Origin of the sequence: Flavobacterium sp. (assembly GCF_044371705.1) — a bacterium.
Lineage (GTDB): Bacteria > Bacteroidota > Bacteroidia > Flavobacteriales > Flavobacteriaceae > Flavobacterium.
On the sequence record NZ_JBILTE010000038.1, the window covers coordinates 1 to 18,206 of the forward strand.

Annotated in this window: 14 protein-coding genes; 11 read left to right on the forward strand and 3 right to left on the reverse strand. The window is 36.5% G+C overall.

The features are described 5' to 3' along the window. From ACIQ2S_RS04370 to ACIQ2S_RS04410, 9 genes are all read left to right on the forward strand, one after another. Positions 1–2,080, forward strand: a 2,080-nt coding sequence (locus tag ACIQ2S_RS04370; protein WP_396173169.1) for a glycosyl hydrolase, incomplete at its 5' end; no start/stop codon positions are given. Further along, positions 2,067–2,927 (forward strand): ChaN family lipoprotein, encoded by an 861-nt coding sequence (locus ACIQ2S_RS04375; protein ID WP_396173172.1) that lies wholly within the window; start codon positions 2,067–2,069, stop codon positions 2,925–2,927. The genes ACIQ2S_RS04370 and ACIQ2S_RS04375, both read left to right, overlap by 14 nt. A gap of 6 nt (positions 2,928–2,933) precedes the next feature. Next, positions 2,934–3,815 (forward strand): hypothetical protein, encoded by an 882-nt coding sequence (locus tag ACIQ2S_RS04380; RefSeq protein WP_396173175.1) that lies wholly within the window; start codon positions 2,934–2,936, stop codon positions 3,813–3,815. Positions 3,816–3,978: 163 nt separating this feature from the next. Continuing rightward, positions 3,979–4,851 (forward strand): succinate dehydrogenase cytochrome b subunit, encoded by an 873-nt coding sequence (locus tag ACIQ2S_RS04385; RefSeq protein WP_396173178.1) that lies wholly within the window; start codon positions 3,979–3,981, stop codon positions 4,849–4,851. A gap of 18 nt (positions 4,852–4,869) precedes the next feature. Then, complete coding sequence (locus tag ACIQ2S_RS04390) at positions 4,870–6,879, forward strand: fumarate reductase/succinate dehydrogenase flavoprotein subunit (RefSeq protein WP_396173180.1); 2,010 nt, start codon at positions 4,870–4,872, stop codon at positions 6,877–6,879. A gap of 6 nt (positions 6,880–6,885) precedes the next feature. Continuing rightward, entirely contained in the window at positions 6,886–7,644 is a 759-nt protein-coding gene (locus tag ACIQ2S_RS04395) for a succinate dehydrogenase/fumarate reductase iron-sulfur subunit (RefSeq protein WP_396173182.1), read from the forward strand. Between the two features lie 201 nt (positions 7,645–7,845). Continuing rightward, entirely contained in the window at positions 7,846–10,740 is a 2,895-nt protein-coding gene (locus ACIQ2S_RS04400; RefSeq protein ID WP_396173186.1) for a GH92 family glycosyl hydrolase, read from the forward strand. Positions 10,741–10,805: 65 nt separating this feature from the next. Further along, a complete protein-coding gene (locus tag ACIQ2S_RS04405; protein ID WP_396173188.1) occupies positions 10,806–12,221 on the forward strand; it encodes a glycogen synthase in 1,416 nt (471 codons plus the stop codon). A 3-nt stretch (positions 12,222–12,224) separates the two neighbouring features. Further along, complete coding sequence (locus ACIQ2S_RS04410) at positions 12,225–13,496, forward strand: glucose-1-phosphate adenylyltransferase (protein ID WP_396173190.1); 1,272 nt, start codon at positions 12,225–12,227, stop codon at positions 13,494–13,496. A gap of 6 nt (positions 13,497–13,502) precedes the next feature. Here ACIQ2S_RS04410 and ACIQ2S_RS04415 read toward each other — a convergent pair whose 3' ends face one another. Continuing rightward, a complete protein-coding gene (locus tag ACIQ2S_RS04415; protein WP_396173193.1) occupies positions 13,503–14,066 on the reverse strand; it encodes a hypothetical protein in 564 nt (187 codons plus the stop codon). A 63-nt stretch (positions 14,067–14,129) separates the two neighbouring features. On the opposite strand from ACIQ2S_RS04415, the gene ACIQ2S_RS04420 reads away from it, so the two are divergent. Beyond that, complete coding sequence (locus ACIQ2S_RS04420; protein WP_396173204.1) at positions 14,130–14,894, forward strand: nitrilase family protein; 765 nt, start codon at positions 14,130–14,132, stop codon at positions 14,892–14,894. A gap of 4 nt (positions 14,895–14,898) precedes the next feature. Here ACIQ2S_RS04420 and ACIQ2S_RS04425 read toward each other — a convergent pair whose 3' ends face one another. Both ACIQ2S_RS04425 and ACIQ2S_RS04430 read right to left on the reverse strand, forming a co-directional pair. Next, a complete protein-coding gene (locus tag ACIQ2S_RS04425; protein WP_396173195.1) occupies positions 14,899–16,485 on the reverse strand; it encodes an Ig-like domain-containing protein in 1,587 nt (528 codons plus the stop codon). Positions 16,486–16,562: 77 nt separating this feature from the next. Next, entirely contained in the window at positions 16,563–17,243 is a 681-nt protein-coding gene (locus ACIQ2S_RS04430) for a ComF family protein (RefSeq protein ID WP_396173199.1), read from the reverse strand. Positions 17,244–17,341: 98 nt separating this feature from the next. Between ACIQ2S_RS04430 and ACIQ2S_RS04435 the strand changes: the two genes are divergently transcribed. Then, positions 17,342–18,206 (forward strand): WG repeat-containing protein (locus ACIQ2S_RS04435; RefSeq protein ID WP_396173201.1); only part of this gene is annotated, 865 nt, incomplete at its 3' end.

The following is an 18,206-nucleotide window of genomic DNA, read 5'->3' on the forward strand; positions in this document are numbered from 1 at the left end:
GACTACTCTTGAAAGTGGCTTCCCAACGGGTGTAGGTGTTGGTAGAATTGGACTAGCTGCTTTCGACAACAACATCGTTTATGCGGTGCATGACAATCAAAGCAAACGGCCGAAAACAGCGGAAAAAAAATCAACTTTACCGGAAATGTTCAGTGTTCCCGGTGATGTATTTGTGCAAAAATCAGACAAAGAAATCAACTCTTATTTAAAAAAACTCGGACTTTCCGAAAAATACCGTGCCGAGAATATTAAAAACTGGTTGCAAGATGGAGCTATGAGTCCGCTAGAAGCGAAAAGCATCTTGCAAGATGCCAATGCTGCGTTATTTGAAACAGAAGTGATCGGTGCCGAAGTTTATAAATCAACCGACGGTGGAAAATCATGGACCAAAACAAATTTGGATTACATTGATGATTTTTATTACACCTATGGCTATTATTTTGGTCTCATAGCAGTAGATCCTGTTAATTCAAGTAAACTATATGTAACGGGTGTCCCTATAATTCGTTCTGATGATGGTGGGAAAACATTTGTTTCCATTAATAGAGAAAACGTGCATGCCGATCATCATATCGTATGGGTCAATCCTAAGAAACCGGGACATTTAATTAATGGTAACGACGGGGGATTAAACATTTCTTATGACGACGGTGCCAATTGGATCAAATGCAATCCGAACGGTGTTGGTCAGTTTTACTCCGTAAATGTCGATTATCAAGAACCTTACAACGTATACGGTGGCTTACAGGACAACGGTGTTTGGGTAGGTCCGAATAATTATAAATACAGTGTAGATTGGCACCAAGAAGGCCAATACCCTTATGAAAGTTTAATGGGCGGTGATGGAATGCAAACGCAAATAGACCGAAGAAATCCCAACACCATTTTCACAGGATTTCAGTTTGGGAATTATTACCGCATCGATCGTCCATCAGGAAGACAAAAATACATTTCCCCTAAGGCCAAGAAAGAAGAAAAACCCTTGCGATACAATTGGCAAACACCTATTTTATTATCGGCACACAATCAGGACATTTTATACATAGGTTCACAATTTTTACATCGTTCGTTTAATCAGGGAGACAGTTGGGAAGTCCTTTCAACTGATTTAACCCAAGGTGGAAAAGAAGGAAATGTGGCGTATGGAACGATTACAACCATTAGTGAGAGTCCGTTTCAATTTGGTTTACTTTATGCGGGAAGTGACGACGGATTGGTGCACGTAACCCAAGATGGCGGTTCGAGTTGGCAGAAAATATCCGATTCTTTTCCAAAAGATTTATGGGTTTCGCGAGTAGTGGCATCGTCGCATAAAAAAGAACGGGTATACATCACTTTAAATGGTTATCGTTGGGATGATTTTGCAGTGTATGTTTATGTTTCCGAAGATTATGGTCAAAATTGGACCAACATTTCTTCTTCTATTTCAAAAGCTCCGGTGAATGTGATCCGAGAAGATTCGGTGAACCAAAATATACTTTATGTTGGAACCGATAACGGACTTTACATTTCCTTTGACAGAGGTATAAACTGGCAGCCGTTTATGAATGGATTGCCACCTGTTGCCGTGCACGATTTAGTCATCCAAACAGAAGCTAAAGATTTAGTTATCGGAACACACGGACGCTCCATTTATAAAGTTAGCTTAAAAGCCATCCAACAATTAAACGATACTGTCTTGGCTCAGGATTTGAAAATTTTTGACATTCAAAAAATGAACTATTCTGAAAACTGGGGAAGTAATTGGAGCAAGTGGCTAGCTGCTTACGAACCGGAAACAACAGTAGATTATTATGTTAAGAAAGCAGGAATAGTTCAAATTCAAGTTTTAAATGATGCCGGAGTGGTGGTTTTTGAAGATACTCAAAACGCCGTATCCGGAATCAATCAATGGAATTATAAAGTAGAAGCTTCAAAATCAGGTGTTGAACGTTGGGTGAAAAAAGACAAAAAAGTGGTTTTAAAACCGGCAAAAAACAACAAAACCTATTTGATTCCGGGAAACTACCAAGTAAAATTAACACAAGGAACTGTTTCGCAACAAGTAACTTTAGAAATCGCAAAAGATGAAAGAAAATAAAATCATTGGCACCGCAATCGCATTACTGATTGGACTTGTCAATTTTGGTCAAAACAAAATGCCGTACCAATTATACACGAAAGAAGGCAAAAAAACTACGTATGATAAACTTTTAAAAGCCGCTGAAAAAAATGAAGTGGCTTTATTTGGCGAATACCATGACAATTCGATTGTTCATTGGTTGCAATTGGAATTTACAAAAGACTTGGCTCAAAAGAAATCATTGGTTTTAGGAGCAGAAATGATAGAGGCCGATAATCAAAAACAATTGGACCAATATTTAAAAGGTGAAATCAATCAGAAGCAATTGGACAGTACAGCAAGGCTTTGGAACAATTATAAAACCGATTACAAACCTTTGGTTGATTTTGCAAAAGAGAAAAACTTCCGTTTTATTGCAACAAATGTCCCCCGACGCTATGCAAGTATGGTTTTTAAAAAAGATTTTACAGGCTTAAACGATTTGACAGCAGAAGAAAAAAGTTGGATGGCTCCCCTTCCTATTCCGTTTGACATCAATCTTCCCGGTTACAAAAGCATGTTGGAAATGATGGGCGGTCATGCAGGCGAAAAAATGCCCAAAGCACAAGCGTTAAAAGACGCCACTATGGCACATTTTATTTTAGAAAATATTAACATTGGCACTATTTTTGTACATTACAACGGCACGTATCACAGTGATAATTTTGAGGGAATCTCCTGGTATTTGAAAAAAAATCAGCCCTCCTTAAAAATTTTAACAATTGCTACGGTCGAACAAGAGGATATTTCAAAATTAGAAAAAGAGAACTATACTAAAGCTGACTTTATTCTCGTTGTAGACAAAGACGTAACCAAAACTTACTAGAATTTTATGAAACCTGCATTTAAATTTTTACTCCTACTTATTTTTGTTGCAAGTGCATCGTTTTTTTCGTGCAGTTCAGAAGACAGTCTATTGGACGACGAACCAAGTTTGATTGTAAAATTCAAATTCGACCCAAATCAAATTCGATTAAATAATCTCGGTCAATTGTCGGTTATCCCCGAAGGAAATGCTGCTCAAACACCTGATTTCAAAAAAATCAGTGCTCATTATTTAGAATTTGCTCCCACTGCAACTACTCCATTAGGTCAAGGAACTATAGTTTATCACGCCCCTGAAACCGATTTAGGCGGTGCAATGGCAATTGATTTCAGTAAGGCTAAAATCGTTGGTAATGATGAAGTGTTTTTAAAAATTCCTTTGAAAGATATAGCTTCCGGAAGCTATGAATGGGTCCGAGTTTCTTTAACTTACCAAAGTGGTACCATTCAAATACTAAATCAAGGTACAACTTATAGCGGCACATTAGACAGTTTTGTTGGATTCAGAACATATATTGGAACACACAATATTGATAACAATGTTTTCCCGGTAAATGCAAACAGATCGCAAGGTTATTGGGCATTTGCATTGAATGGTTTTCCATTTGCCACTTCCGGTCAGGCCCCTGAAGGAGCCACAACTGTACCTAATCCACTTTTTTCAACCTCTCCTATTCCGCAAGGTTCTTGTGTAGTCACAGGTAAATTTTCAAACAATATGATAATTACCGGAAACGAAGAAAGTGATGTAGTTGTTGAACTTTCTTTATCCATCAATCATAGTTTTGAATGGACAGAAGTTACTTCCGATGGCAAATATGAACCCTCTATTGGCGAACAAGTTGTGGATATGGGATTGCGTGGATTAATTCCGCGTTTTACTAAATAAAGTTCTTTCTTCTATTTGAATGAGAATTTTCTAAGTGTTTCTAAAATAAACACTTGTTAATCCTTCTTTAAAATCACTTTAAATTAGACTAAAAAGGTTGTAGTTATTTCTAAATAGCTGTAAATTTGTGTGAAATTTTTATAAAATATTTTACACAAACATTATGGCAAAATCTGCACTTTTGAAGTCATCCATTGCAAAAAAATACTGGATGGCTCTTACGGGTTTATTTTTATGCTTGTTTTTAACGGGTCATCTTGCCGGGAATTTGCAATTGCTTATGCCTGACAGTCAGTTACAATTCAACCAATATGCGTTGTTTATGACCTCAAATCCAGCAGTAAAAATTCTTTCTTACCTTACCTACATCTCCATTTTATTTCATGCAATTGATGGAATTTTACTAACTATTCAAAACAAACAAGCACGACCTGTAGGTTATGCAAAATCCAATCCCTCAGCCAATAGTAGCTTTGCTTCTAGAAACATGGCAATTCTTGGAACATTGGTTTTAGTATTTATCGCCACACACATGATTAATTTTTGGGCAAAAATGCATTTTGATGAAAAAATGCCATTGATGACCCAATCTATAGTGACGGGTCCGGGGATGAAAAGCGATTATTATGTGGGTACAACAGTAGGTCAATATTATCAAGTGGATCAAGTGAAATCAGCGGGTGATACAATAGAAATGCCTGGTGTGCCTCCAAAACAGTTAGAAATTAGAAACAGAACGGATGTTTACAATGTTCAAGCAAACGTAAAAGTAGGTGAGTTATACAAAGATTTGCATAAAATTACCTTTGACTTTTTTAGAGAAAAACAATACGGTTTGTATTTTACCCTTTTTTATGTATTCTCCATGTTGGTGTTAGCCTTCCATTTATGGCACGGTTTCCAAAGTGCTTTTCAGTCATTAGGATTAAACAGTCCAACTTGGACGCCAACAATCAAATTTATTGGGAAAGCTTTTGCAGTGGTTGTTCCTTTGCTTTTTGCAATAATTCCACTATTCATTTATTTTACTAAATAATCAACATCAGAATATATTATGAAGTTAGATTCAAAAATACCGGAAGGTCCAGTTGCTCAAAAGTGGACAAACCATAAAAATCATTTAAAATTAGTTGCACCCAATAACCGTCCAAAAATCGACATTATTGTCGTTGGAACAGGATTGGCCGGTGCTTCTGCTGCTGCTTCTTTTGGAGAAATGGGTTATAATGTAAGTGCTTTTTGTTTTCAAGATTCTCCTAGAAGAGCTCACTCAATTGCGGCTCAAGGGGGAATCAATGCAGCCAAAAACTATCAAAATGACGGTGATAGCGTTTACCGTCTTTTTTATGATACCATCAAAGGTGGCGATTACCGTGCTCGTGAAGCAAATGTTCATCGTTTAGCAGAAGTTTCAGGAAGCATCATTGATCAATGTGTGGCTCAAGGTGTTCCTTTTGCTCGTGAATACGGCGGAATGTTAGACAACCGTTCCTTTGGCGGAACACAAGTACAACGTACGTTTTATGCAGCAGGTCAAACAGGTCAGCAATTGTTATTAGGAGCGTATTCCGCTTTATCAAGACAAATCGGATTAGGACGTGTGAAAATGTTCAACCGTCACGAAATGTTAGAATTGGTAAAAGTTAACGGAAAAGCTCGCGGAATCATTGCTCGAAACCTAATAACCGGAGAATTGGAAAGACATGCTGCACACGTTGTTGTCATTGCAACCGGGGGTTACGGAAATGTTTATTTCCTATCAACCAATGCCATGGGTTGTAATGTTACTGCCAGTTGGAAAATCCACAAACAAGGAGCTTTATTCGCCAATCCGTGTTTTGTGCAAATTCACCCAACTTGTATCCCCGTTCACGGTACCAATCAATCGAAACTAACGTTAATGTCGGAATCATTGCGTAATTCAGGCCGAATTTGGGTGCCAAAGAAAAAAGAGGACGCAGAAGCCATTCGTGCAGGAAAATTAAAAGCTTTAGATATTTTAGAAGAAGATCGAGATTATTTCTTGGAAAGAAAATATCCTTCTTATGGAAATTTAGCTCCGCGAGATATTTCTTCAAGAGCCGCCAAAGAAGTGTGCGATGCAGGACGTGGTATCGAATCGAATGATACGAATGAGGGTGTATATTTAGATTTTTCTACTGAAATTCAATCCAAAGGGAAACAAGCAGCTTATGCAAAAGGTAATCACAATCCGTCAGCTGACGAGATTACCAGTTACGGAAAGCAATGGTTAAAGGAAAAATATGGTAACTTATTTACCATGTATCAAAAAATTACCGACGAGAATCCCTACGAAACGCCTATGAAAATTTATCCTGCAGTACACTATACCATGGGTGGTGTTTGGGTTGATTATAATTTACAATCTACTATTCCGGGATGTTTTGTAGCTGGGGAGGCTAATTTCTCTGATCATGGGGCGAACCGTTTAGGAGCATCAGCTTTAATGCAGGGTTTAGCAGACGGTTACTTTGTTTTGCCTTACACCGTTTCCAATTATTTAGCAGACGATATCCGAACAGGAAAAATTTCGACCAATTTACCTGAATTTGCAGAGGCAGAATCAAATGTAAAATCTCAAATAGATAAATTCTTAACTAATAACGGAACCAAAACAGTGGATCATTTCCATAAACGTTTAGGATTAATTATGTGGAATAAGGTCGGAATGGGCAGAAATGAGCAAGGCTTAAAACAAGCGATTACCGAAATTGCCGCGTTAAAAGAAGAATTCTATAGCGATGTATATGTTCCGGGAAGTGCTGATGAATTAAACCAAGAATTAGAAAAAGCACTTCGTGTAGCTGATTTTATTGAATTGGGCCAATTGATGGCGATGGACGCCTTGCAACGAAACGAATCTTGTGGCGGTCACTTCCGCGAAGAATACCAAGATGCCGAAGGCGAAACATTGCGAGACGACGAAAAATTCAAATTCGTAGGAGCTTGGGAATACAAAGGTTCAGACATTTCAAAAGCTGAATTACACAAGGAAGAATTAAAATACGAAGAAATTAAAATTGCAGCTAGAAATTATAAATAAGATACTATGAGTGCAGCTAAAAATATAAATATTACCTTAAAAATTTGGCGTCAAAAGAATGCCAAAACCAAAGGTGGAATTGAAACATACAAATTAGATAATGTTTCAACAGCCAGTTCGTTTTTGGAGATGTTAGATCAATTAAACGAACAATTGGTAAACGACAGAAAAGAACCTGTAGCATTTGATCACGATTGTCGTGAAGGAATTTGCGGTAGTTGTTCGTTATACATTAACGGACGTGCTCACGGACCAGATACAGGCATTACAACTTGTCAATTGCACATGCGAATGTTCAACGACGGCGATACCATCTTCGTTGAGCCTTGGAGAAGCAAAGCATTCCCGGTAATAAAAGATTTAGTAGTGGATCGATCTGCTTTTGAACGTATTCAGCAAGCGGGCGGTTTCATATCGGTAAACACTTCAGGAAAGACGATTGATGCAAATTCAATTCCCATTCCAAAACAAGATGCCGACAATGCCTTTATGGCAGCAGCTTGCATTGGTTGCGGAGCTTGTGTTGCGTCATGTAAAAACGGTTCTGCCATGTTGTTTGTGGGTGCAAAAGTGTCGCAATATGCACTTTTACCGCAGGGAAAAGTGGAAGCAACCGAACGCGTATTAAACATGGTTCGCCAAATGGATGAAGAAGGTTTCGGAAATTGTACCAATACCGGAGCTTGCGAAATCGAATGTCCAAAAGGCATTTCATTAGAAAATATTGCTCGTATGAACAGAGAGTATTTGAAAGCGAGTTTGTAAAATTTATCTGTCTAATAAAAGAAAAGCATTCAGCAATAGTTGAATGCTTTTTTTGTGGGCGTTTTCGCCACGGCAAACCAAGCTTTCCGAGTTATCTTTTGTTCTCCCGATAGTTACAGGGACTCCACTAAAGGACGCCGCTACAATCCCTGACGCGAATTCTGCCTCAATAGAAAAATTAGTATATTTGAAGGACAAACAATGATTTCAATCATCTTACACCTGACAGGTTTCCAAAACCTGTCAGGTGTAACGTTAAAACAACAGACAATGCGAATTTTCATTCTCTCATTATTTCTTTTTATTAGCGGACAACATTTCAGCCAAAATTACCATCAATACGTCAATCCTTTCATTGGAACAGGCGGAACCGGACATACATTTCCAGGAGCTACAGTGCCTTACGGAATGGTTCAACTTTCTCCCGACACCCGAATCGACGGCAGTTGGGAAGGTTGTTCGGGCTACCATTATTCCGATAATCGAATTTATGGTTTTTCACATACACATTTGAACGGCACAGGCGTTTCCGATTACGGTGATATATTACTCATGCCAACCATGGGCGAACCTTCCTTTGACAACAAAATTTATTCTTCCACTTTTTCACATGCCAACGAAAACGCTTCTGCGGGATTTTATTCCATTAAATTGGATAAACATAATATTAATGTCCGTTTAACCACCTCAACAAGAGTAGGTTTTCATGAATATACCTTCAATGAAAGCGGTCAAGCCAACATTATTTTAGACTTAAATCACCGTGATAAATTGTTGGAAGGAAGAATCCGAGTAATTGACGATAAAACTATCGAAGTATTGCGAAGAAGTGAAGCTTGGGCTCGTGACCAATATGTCTATGCTAGAATCGAGTATAATGTTCCTTTAAAAACAAATTTGGTCAAAGGTCAAATCACTAAACTCGAAGGATTATATAAAGGAACAGAACTTGCCATTAGTTTCTCCAAAAAAGTCAAAAAAGGGGAAAAAATTCTTGTAAAAGTTTCCCTTTCGCCCACAAGTTATGAAGGTGCAAAATTAAACAGCACCGAAATTACACATTGGGACTTCAACAAAGTCAAAAAAGCAGCAGAAGAATTATGGAACAAAGAACTCTCAAAAATTGAAGTCACTTCTTCCGATAAAAACAAACTTGCCATTTTCTATACCGCGTTGTATCACACGATGATGCAACCCAACATCGCACAAGATTTAGACGGAAAATACCGAGGCCGTGATAACCAAATTCATAAAGCAGATGGATTTGATTATTACACCGTTTTTTCGCTTTGGGATACGTTTCGAGCTGCTCATCCGCTGTATACGTTGATTGATAAAAAACGAACGTCCGACTACATAAACACTTTTATCAAACAGTTTGAGCAAGGTGGTCGCTTACCCGTTTGGGAACTCGCTTCCAACGAAACCGATTGTATGATTGGCTACCATTCTGTTTCTGTAATTGCCGATGCGATGGCAAAAGGCATCGAAGGATTTGATTATGAAAAAGCGTATGAAGCCGCAAAACATTCTGCAATGCTTGATCATTTGGGGTTAGATGCCTATAAAAAGCAAGGTTTTATTTCGATTGATGATGAACATGAAAGTGTTTCCAAAACCTTAGAATATGCCTATGACGACTGGTGCATTGCTCAAATGGCAGTGTTGCTTGATAAAAAAGAAGATTACAACTATTTCATGCTTCGTTCCCAAAATTGGAAAAACCTTTTCAACTGGGAAACCGGATTCATTCAACCTAAGAAAAATGGTGGTTGGGATAAACCTTTTGACCCTAAAGAAGTGAACAACAATTACACCGAAGCCAATGGTTGGCAATACACTTTTTTTGTTCCGCAGGACATAGAGGGAATGATAGGAGCAATGGGTGGTGCAGACAAATTTCAAGCTAAATTAGACGAAATGTTTAATTCTGTCAGTGAAACCTCCGGTCGCCATCAAGTAGATATCACTGGTTTAATTGGTCAATATGCTCACGGAAACGAACCAAGTCATCACGTGGCGTATTTGTACAATTATGTTGGCAAACCCGAAAAAACGAAAGAAAAAGTACATTTCATTTTAGAAAATTTCTACAAAAACGACCCCGACGGTTTAATTGGTAACGAAGACTGCGGGCAAATGAGTGGGTGGTATGTGTTGAGTTCGATGGGAATTTATAATGTGACTCCTGGTCAACCAAATTGGGAAACTGTAAAACCATTTTTTGAAAAAATTAAGGTATATTTTGAAAATGGACATAAAGAAATCATATCTAACTTAGATTCTGATTATAAGAATTATAGTTTTGGGTTTTTTAGTGATAAAAACTTTGGATGCTATTATGATACTGTGGGTATAGAATCTGATAAATACATTCCAGTTCCAGTAATTGAAGCAGAAAGTAAATCCTTTAAAGTTAAAATGAAGATTGAAATTTTCTCTCAAAACCCAAAAGATAGTATATTCTACATGATTAGTGATGCAGAAGATTATCTCGCCAAAAAAACATTTGTTCCCTATTCGCAGTCCTTTGAAATAAATCAAACTTCCACCATTTTGGCTTATGTAAAATCAAATGAAGGGCAAAGTGGAACAGTCTCCGCCACCTTTTTCAAAAAACCTAATAATTTCACCATCGATACTAAGTCAAAATACAACCCACAATACCATGCCGGTGGTCCGGAAGGTTTGATTGACGGTATTTTTGGCACAGAAAACTGGCGAAAAGGCGATTGGCAAGGCTATCAAAACCAAGATTTTGAAGCGGTCATTGATATGCAAGCTACCCGCGAAATCAGTCAGATTACCGCTAATTTTCTGCAAGACACTCGTTCATGGATTTTGATGCCCACCAAAGTCGAGTACTATATTTCGGATGACAATATAAATTTCACACTTTTCGATACACAAAACAACACGATTGACCCGAAAGAATATAATTCTACCATTAAAGAATTTGAAAGCAACAGCAAGCCGGTAAAAGCTCGTTATGTAAAAGTAAAAGCAACCAATTTTGGCAAACTACCTGAATGGCATCAAGGTTTTCCTTTTGATGGTGAAGCATTTATTTTTATTGATGAAATAACAATAAAATAAATCACAGCAACTATAACGTTTGAAAAAAATTCATACCTTTATATTCTACTGAATTAGTTACATCCATGGAGATTTTTCATATTAGTGCAGAATGTTATCCCGTTGCCAAGGTTGGCGGGCTTGCAGATGTAGTTGGTGCCTTGCCAAAATATCTTAATAAATTAGGACATACTGCTAAAGTTGTGGTTCCAGGTTATGATAATAAATTCACTCAAGAGAATGAATTTGACATTGTACACAAAGGTTTATTAAAACTGGGTTGGTTTCAATTTTCGTATACCATTCTTAAAGAAAAAACCAATAAATTGGGTTTTGACCTCTATTTAATTGCAATTCCGGAACTTTTTGATCGCCCGAATGTCTATTCGTATGAAGACGATACTGAACGATTTACCGCTTTTCAAATTGCTTTTTTAAATTGGTTAACCGAAACTAATCAGCAACTTGACGTGATTCATTGTCACGATCATCACACCGGTTTGATTCCGTTTATGGTTCAGTTTTGTTACAACTACCCGCACTTTAAAAATACGCCAACTGTTTTAACTATTCACAACGGACAATATCAAGGTTGGTTTGGATTTGATAAAATTCACTATTTACCCGATTTTGACAGAGGTCGTTCGGGCTTTTTAGAATGGGGAGGTGTCATCAACCCTTTGGCTTCTGCCGTCAAATGTGCTTGGAAAGTAACGACCGTCTCACCAAGTTACTTAGATGAAATAAGTAATGAAGCGAATGGATTAGAAAATTTACTGCGTTTTGAACGATCAAAATTGGTTGGAATACTCAACGGTATTGACACAGATGTTTGGAATACACAAACAGATGAAATGCTTCATGCCAATTATACTTTAAAAGGGTTTAAAAAAGGGAAGGCTGCAAACAAAGCTTTTTTATGCGAACAATTTAATTTGGACCCAAAATTACCTTTATTTACTTTTATAGGTCGGTTAGTTGGTGAAAAAGGTGCTGATTTGTTACCTCAAATTTGCAGTGTTGCACTGAATGAATTTTATCAAAAATTAAATATTCTGATATTAGGTTCCGGTGATACTAATTTGGAACGAGGCTTGCAAAATCTGCAAAATTTTTACCATGGCAATTTCAACACCTACATTGGCTACAATGAAAAATTGGCACATATTATCTATGCCGGTGCCGATTTTCTTTTGATGCCTTCCCGCGTGGAACCGTGCGGATTAAACCAAATGTATGCCTTGCGGTACGGCACTATTCCAATTGTTCGAAGAACCGGCGGACTAAAAGATACTGTTTACGATTTCGGCGATGGCGGCTTTGGTATCTGCCATGATAAAGCAAGCGTTTTTGATGTCACACATTCCATGTATCGCGGTATTCAATTATATGCCGACACCAAAACATTCGATGCCATTATAAAAACAACCATGCAAATAGACCATTCTTGGGATAAAGTTGCAGAAGAATATAGTGCAGTTTACCAATCATTAATTAATTAAACAATGAAAAAGAGTACATTAGCCATCATTTTAGGTGGCGGTCAAGGTTCACGCTTAGCACCTTTAACAGAAAGCAGATCAAAACCTGCGGTTCCAATTGCCGGTAAATACCGATTGGTTGATATTCCAATCTCAAATTGTATCAATTCAGATATCAAACGAATGTTTGTATTAACACAATTTAATTCAGCTTCCTTAAACCAACACATCAAAAACACCTATCATTTCAGCCATTTTAGCACTGCATTTGTTGATATCCTTGCGGCGGAGCAAACACCTGATAACCCAACTTGGTTTCAAGGCACCGCTGATGCCGTTCGCCAATGTATGCAGCATTTTTTAAATCATGATTTTGATTATGCTTTGATTTTATCAGGTGATCAATTGTATCAAATGAACTTTAATGAAATGATTGATGCCCACGAAAAAAGTGGTGCTGCCATTTCTATTGCCACTTTGCCGGTTTCGTCGAAAGAAGCTCCTGAATTTGGAATTTTAAAAACAAATGACGAAAGCGTAATTACTTCTTTCATCGAAAAACCAAAACCGGAATTATTACCGGAATGGACTTCGGAAGTAAGTGACGAAATGAAAAATGAAGGCCGACATTATTTGGCTTCCATGGGTATTTATATATTTAATCGGGATTTATTGGTGGAATTGATGGCCAATCCGGATACCAAAGATTTTGGTAAAGAAATTATCCCGCAAGCCATTGGTAAGCACAAAGTTTTAAGTTACCAATACGAGGGTTATTGGACCGATATTGGAAATATTGATTCTTTTTTTGAAGCCAACTTAGAGTTGACGGAAGACATCCCTAAATTCAATTTATTTGACAATTCAAAAAGAATTTATACACGTGCCCGAACACTTCCTCCAACAAAAGTTTCCGGTAAAACCAGTATCGAAAAAACTATACTTGCAGAAGGATGTATTATACATTCAACTCAAATAAGTGATTCAGTAATTGGAATTCGAAGCAGAATTGGTGCAGGTTCTGTTATTTCAAAATCCTATTTGATGGGTAATGATTTTTATCAAAATCTGGAAGAATTAAGCAATAACCAAAACCAACATATCATCAATATTGGTATTGGTGAGCGATGTCATATTCACAACACGATAGTTGACAAAAATTGCCGAATTGGTAATGACGTTAAATTAAACGGAGGGAAACACTTAGAGGATACAAACACGCCGTGGTACACGGTTCGTGACGGAATTATTGTAGTTAAAAAAGGTGTTATCTTACCGGATGGATTTACAGTATAAACTTGATTAATCCTTCCAACCCCATGGTGCGGAAGGATTTTCAACTGTTTTTGTTAAGTCGAATTTTACTGAAAAAACCCTGTCGGATCCAATCCTTCTGAGATTATAGGTAAACGAAGTTTCGTCAATTGTAATCCACCAAACATTGTTTGACGCATATGCAATCAAATCGCACGTTTGTTGATCGGCGGGAAAAATTTGTATCTCCGGCAAGCCTGTATTAGGAGTGGTTCCACCATATTGTGTGACTTTATCTTCGGTTCCATCTTCATGTCGATGGTCGTGTTTGAGTGTAATTCGATCCTTTTCGTAAGTCAAAACCCAAGTTCTCGATTTGTCATCGCCTACAAAAAAAGGAATTCGAATAGTATTTGCCTCGCAAGAGCGGACGTGCATCACCAAACGTTTACCGCGAAAATCATCATTCGCCGGACCTTCGGTAATTTGACCTTCAAAGGATTTTCCGCAATGCGTTTTTAAGGTTTCCCAAAACTGCTGAGCTCCCGATTTTTCTTGAGCACAAAGCGACAATGTGGAAAGTAAAATCAAAAAGAAACTAAATTTTTTCATGTTTTAAATTTTGTTCAAGGTAAGAAAAACTATTTTAATGTACTTTTATAAAAAGTTCAAATGATGACCATCAGTATTATTCAATCTCCGTTAAGCTGGGAAAACCCGGTGGCTAACCGATTATACTTCGAGGAAAAAATCAATGATTTACTCCCTGCATCAGATTTAGTTATTCTTCCTGAAATGTTTACTTCCGGATTTACAATGAATCCTAAGTCGGTTGCTGAAACGATGACCGGAGCTACCATTCAATGGCTTCAAAATCTGGCTTTAAAAAACAATTTAGCCATCACGGGAAGTTTAGTTATTGAGGAAAATAAAAATTACTACAACCGTATGGTATTTGTTTTTCCAAACGGTACTGTAGAATATTATGACAAAAGACATTTATTCACCTTAGCAGGCGAACATCAGACGTATCAGTCAGGAACATCTAAAACTATTGTAACCTACAAAGAATGGAAAATATGCCTTCAAATTTGCTATGATTTGCGTTTTCCTGTCTTTGCTCGCAATGTTGAAAGCTATGATTTATTAATTTATGTTGCCAATTGGCCAAAAGTCAGAATTAATGCCTGGGATATCTTACTAAAAGCAAGAGCGGTTGAAAATTTATGTTATGTGGTGGGTGTCAATCGCATTGGAGCAGATGACAATAATCATCAATACACCGGTCACTCGCAAGTGATTGATGAATTAGGTGATTACCTTGTTAAACCTTTGGAAATTGAGGGTATTTTTACCACTATTTTAAATAAAAACAAAATGCTTGAAACCCGTTCAAAGTTGAACTTTCTGAATGACGGAGATGCATTTAAATTAGTATAATTTGTTATCCTCCCAAATTAATAGGTTCTACAACATCCCAATTGGCTCGGACATCTACAGGTCTTTTAATATAAATAACTTCCTCTGATTGCCTTTTTTCTAAATAATTACCTGTATCCCAGACACCATTTTTATTTACATCATAAATTATTCGAACCGTAAATAATGCGGGCTGTACTTGTTCAAATTCAATAGTCTTCGCTTCAGTTACGTAGGCATTCGCCAAAATTTTTCCGACATCATTTGTAAGTTCAACAATAATGGGATAGGATTTTACTCCGCTCAAATTCATTCGCAAATTGCCATATTCTGAAACATTACGGGTACTTAGTCGAAATTGCAGGGAATCGTTGGTTTTTGCAAACATATCGGTAAATGCCCCCGGCAAAGCACTTAATTGATAATTTTCCAAGGGTTCCTTTTTAAAGATAAAATTCAGCTGCTGCTTTTTTTCATCGTAAAAGGGTTGATAAGCAACAGCCACAGAATCTTTATTGATAAGTGTAACTTTTGAATAATCAAACGTGCTTAAAGGGGTTGAACTTTGCAAGGCTAAGGTATCTCTAAAATGTAAAATTCCACTCTGAACTAAGGAAACACTCAGCGAATCGGCATACATGTCTTTCAATTTTACATTCAATTCCTTTTCTAATTTCGCTGTTTTAATCCAAAGTTTTAATGAATCTGCTTTTTGTTTGGGATACCAAATTTGCAACGAATCTTTACCTTGTAGAGGAGTGACTTTTATAGGTAATTCGGTTGAATCGTTTTTAAGTTTCAATTCAATATCTTTTAATTTTCCTTCATAGCCCAAATAAATTTTATTTCCCGAACCTTGACTCGCTCTAGTAGGTTTAAATGGTAATTCTTCTTTAAACAATTCCAGCGAATAAATTGCATTTTCGGGCACTGAAATAGGTTCATTAAAAAACCCGATTTTATCTGTTTTTGGATCAAATTTGTTGTTATTATTGAGATCTTTCAGGGCTACTAAAAAATATTTTCCTGCCTTTAAATTCTCTAGACTAAATGCTTTGATAGAATCTAAAGTGTTGGTAATGTATCTGGGATTCTCTTTGTAAACAATAGAATCATCAAAATTCTCATCGTGTTCATACAACATGACCGACACAAAATTGTCGGTCTTTTTAGCGTACGCATCTTTTATGGTTCCTAAAACCGTCAATGAATCGATGTAACTTCCAGTTGAAAAAACGTACTTGAATTGCTGGTACGGATTGCCTTCATTATTATCTTGGATACTTTGTCCAAAATTGAAACTATAGGTAGTATTGGGTTGTAAGGTGTCTTTAATTTTAATGGTTATAAACTTGCTCACACTCGTTGGCGAAATTTGCGGAGCATCCTTCATGGGAGGCGAAACAATCAATTGTTTGTTCACATCTTTTAATTTAATCAGTTCATCAAAAACCAATTTGATTTCGTCACCTTTAAAATCGGTCGAGAAATTTTTCGGAAAACTTTGTATCAAAACCGGTGCAATAGTATCTTTTAACCCGCCGGTGATAGTACCTCTTTTGGCACAACCAATCAACAAGAAAAGGCAGACAATTAGGGACAGATATCTCATGAGCAATTCATAAATTTTACTCCACAAAATAACAATTATATTTAGTGTAAATGAAATGTTTTATCTTTTTGTTAGTATCAATGTGAATAAGCCATCGCTACAATACTTACTTTTGCATTGGGAATACTGCTTAAAACTTTTCCACAAGCCTCTAAAGTTGCACCGGTGGTAATCACATCATCAATGAGCAAAAAGTGTTTTCCATGGTCTTTCTCAGTATAATTTACCCCAAAAGTGGTCTTTTTGTCTTCGGTTCGGTCAAAAAGACTTTTTTTGGTTTGGGTAACAGCATAAATATCACGATGCAAAATACTGTCGTTATAAGGTATATTCAACGATTTAGAAAGAGTCTGACCAAAAGTTGTCAGTTGGTTGTAACCTCGTTCTCTGAAACGTTTCTTGTGAAGTGGCACCGGGATAATTTCGTCAAAAGATTGCTTTTGATGGATTTCTTTTAGCTCTTCTCCGTACCACTGACCAATAAAAGTGCCTATTTCTTGATGACCTTTGTATTTTAGGTGATGGATGATTTTTTGCACGATTCCTTTTTTGTGAAAGTAAAACAGTGCGGAGGCATGTTCGACTTGAATTCTTCCGTAAAAACGTTTCATTAGTTCATTATCTTGCTGATCCAATTGCCGAGTGACAGGCAGCTTGTGAATACAAGCTGTACAAACGATTCCTTCATTGGACAGCAAAAGGTTTTCACAACCCAAACAGACTTTTGGATAGAATAAATTAAGAAGACTTTGAATCATTTGTTCAGTTTTGTGATTTAAAGTTATTAAAAAAATAAGAAAAAGCGTAACTATTTTTTTTAGTAATTTTGATTTTTTTAAATATTGAACTTTAAATAATGAAGTATGTAATCATTCTTGTGCTGATTATAGTTGCAAGAAATAATTGTTTTGCTCAAAATTTTGATATAAAATATTTATTTGAAATCTCTTCCTATCTATATCAATTTAATAAAGAAAGCATTAAGATTAATGTTGGTTTACTAAATAGAAATGGTGAATTATTGACCGATGGGTTTACCGATGGAATTTTGTTTCCTGACGGAAAAGCAAATATTATCAAAGATGACGAATTTGGTTATTTAAATTTCAAAAATGAAATGAATTTGTTCCCAGAGTTTAAAGGAGCTATTTGGCAGGGTGACATTGGTATTGCATTTAAAGAAGATCGCTTACATGCACTAATTGATTTGAATGGAAATCAAATTACTGAATTTAAATATCAAAGAATAGATCGTATAAGTTCTAAATATTTTTTTGTTTTTGAGAATGGTAAATCCAATTATATCAATAGTAAAGGGCAAAAAATATTTAATGACAGTATTGAATTAACAAATCATGGTATATACAATTCAGTTGCTGTTTACAAATCAAAAAACAATAAATTTGGACTAATAAATTGTAACGGGAGATATATAACTGAACCTATTTATGATTTGATTACAGGTGATATTAATTCCCTTTATTGGTCTGTATTTATGAATAACCTTGAAGGAGTAATTGACTGCGATGGAAATTTGATTATTCCTATTGAAAATAAAAGTATTGAATTGTTTAGCCATTTGGATGATAAATTATTTCCAGTAATGAAAAACGACAGCTATGGATATGTAGATACTAAAAACAGACTCATTATACCTTACCAATATGAGTCAGCGTCAACATTCAGAAAAGGAAAAGCAATTGTGAAGGAAAATGGAATTT

Excerpts from the sequence above, each read along its gene's own strand:
- ACIQ2S_RS04380 (WP_396173175.1), top strand. The coding sequence starts at position 2,934 with ATGAAACCTGCATTTAAATTTTTACTCCTACTTATTTTTGTTGCAAGT.
- ACIQ2S_RS04390 (WP_396173180.1), top strand. The coding sequence starts at position 4,870 with ATGAAGTTAGATTCAAAAATACCGGAAGGTCCAGTTGCTCAAAAGTGG.
- ACIQ2S_RS04425 (WP_396173195.1), bottom strand. The coding sequence starts at position 16,485 with ATGAGATATCTGTCCCTAATTGTCTGCCTTTTCTTGTTGATTGGTTGT.
- ACIQ2S_RS04400 (WP_396173186.1), top strand. The coding sequence starts at position 7,846 with ATGATTTCAATCATCTTACACCTGACAGGTTTCCAAAACCTGTCAGGT.
- ACIQ2S_RS04385 (WP_396173178.1), top strand. The coding sequence starts at position 3,979 with ATGGCAAAATCTGCACTTTTGAAGTCATCCATTGCAAAAAAATACTGG.
- ACIQ2S_RS04415 (WP_396173193.1), bottom strand. The coding sequence starts at position 14,066 with ATGAAAAAATTTAGTTTCTTTTTGATTTTACTTTCCACATTGTCGCTT.
- ACIQ2S_RS04430 (WP_396173199.1), bottom strand. The coding sequence starts at position 17,243 with ATGATTCAAAGTCTTCTTAATTTATTCTATCCAAAAGTCTGTTTGGGT.
- ACIQ2S_RS04405 (WP_396173188.1), top strand. The coding sequence starts at position 10,806 with ATGGAGATTTTTCATATTAGTGCAGAATGTTATCCCGTTGCCAAGGTT.
- ACIQ2S_RS04375 (WP_396173172.1), top strand. The coding sequence starts at position 2,067 with ATGAAAGAAAATAAAATCATTGGCACCGCAATCGCATTACTGATTGGA.
- ACIQ2S_RS04410 (WP_396173190.1), top strand. The coding sequence starts at position 12,225 with ATGAAAAAGAGTACATTAGCCATCATTTTAGGTGGCGGTCAAGGTTCA.
- ACIQ2S_RS04420 (WP_396173204.1), top strand. The coding sequence starts at position 14,130 with ATGACCATCAGTATTATTCAATCTCCGTTAAGCTGGGAAAACCCGGTG.
- ACIQ2S_RS04395 (WP_396173182.1), top strand. The coding sequence starts at position 6,886 with ATGAGTGCAGCTAAAAATATAAATATTACCTTAAAAATTTGGCGTCAA.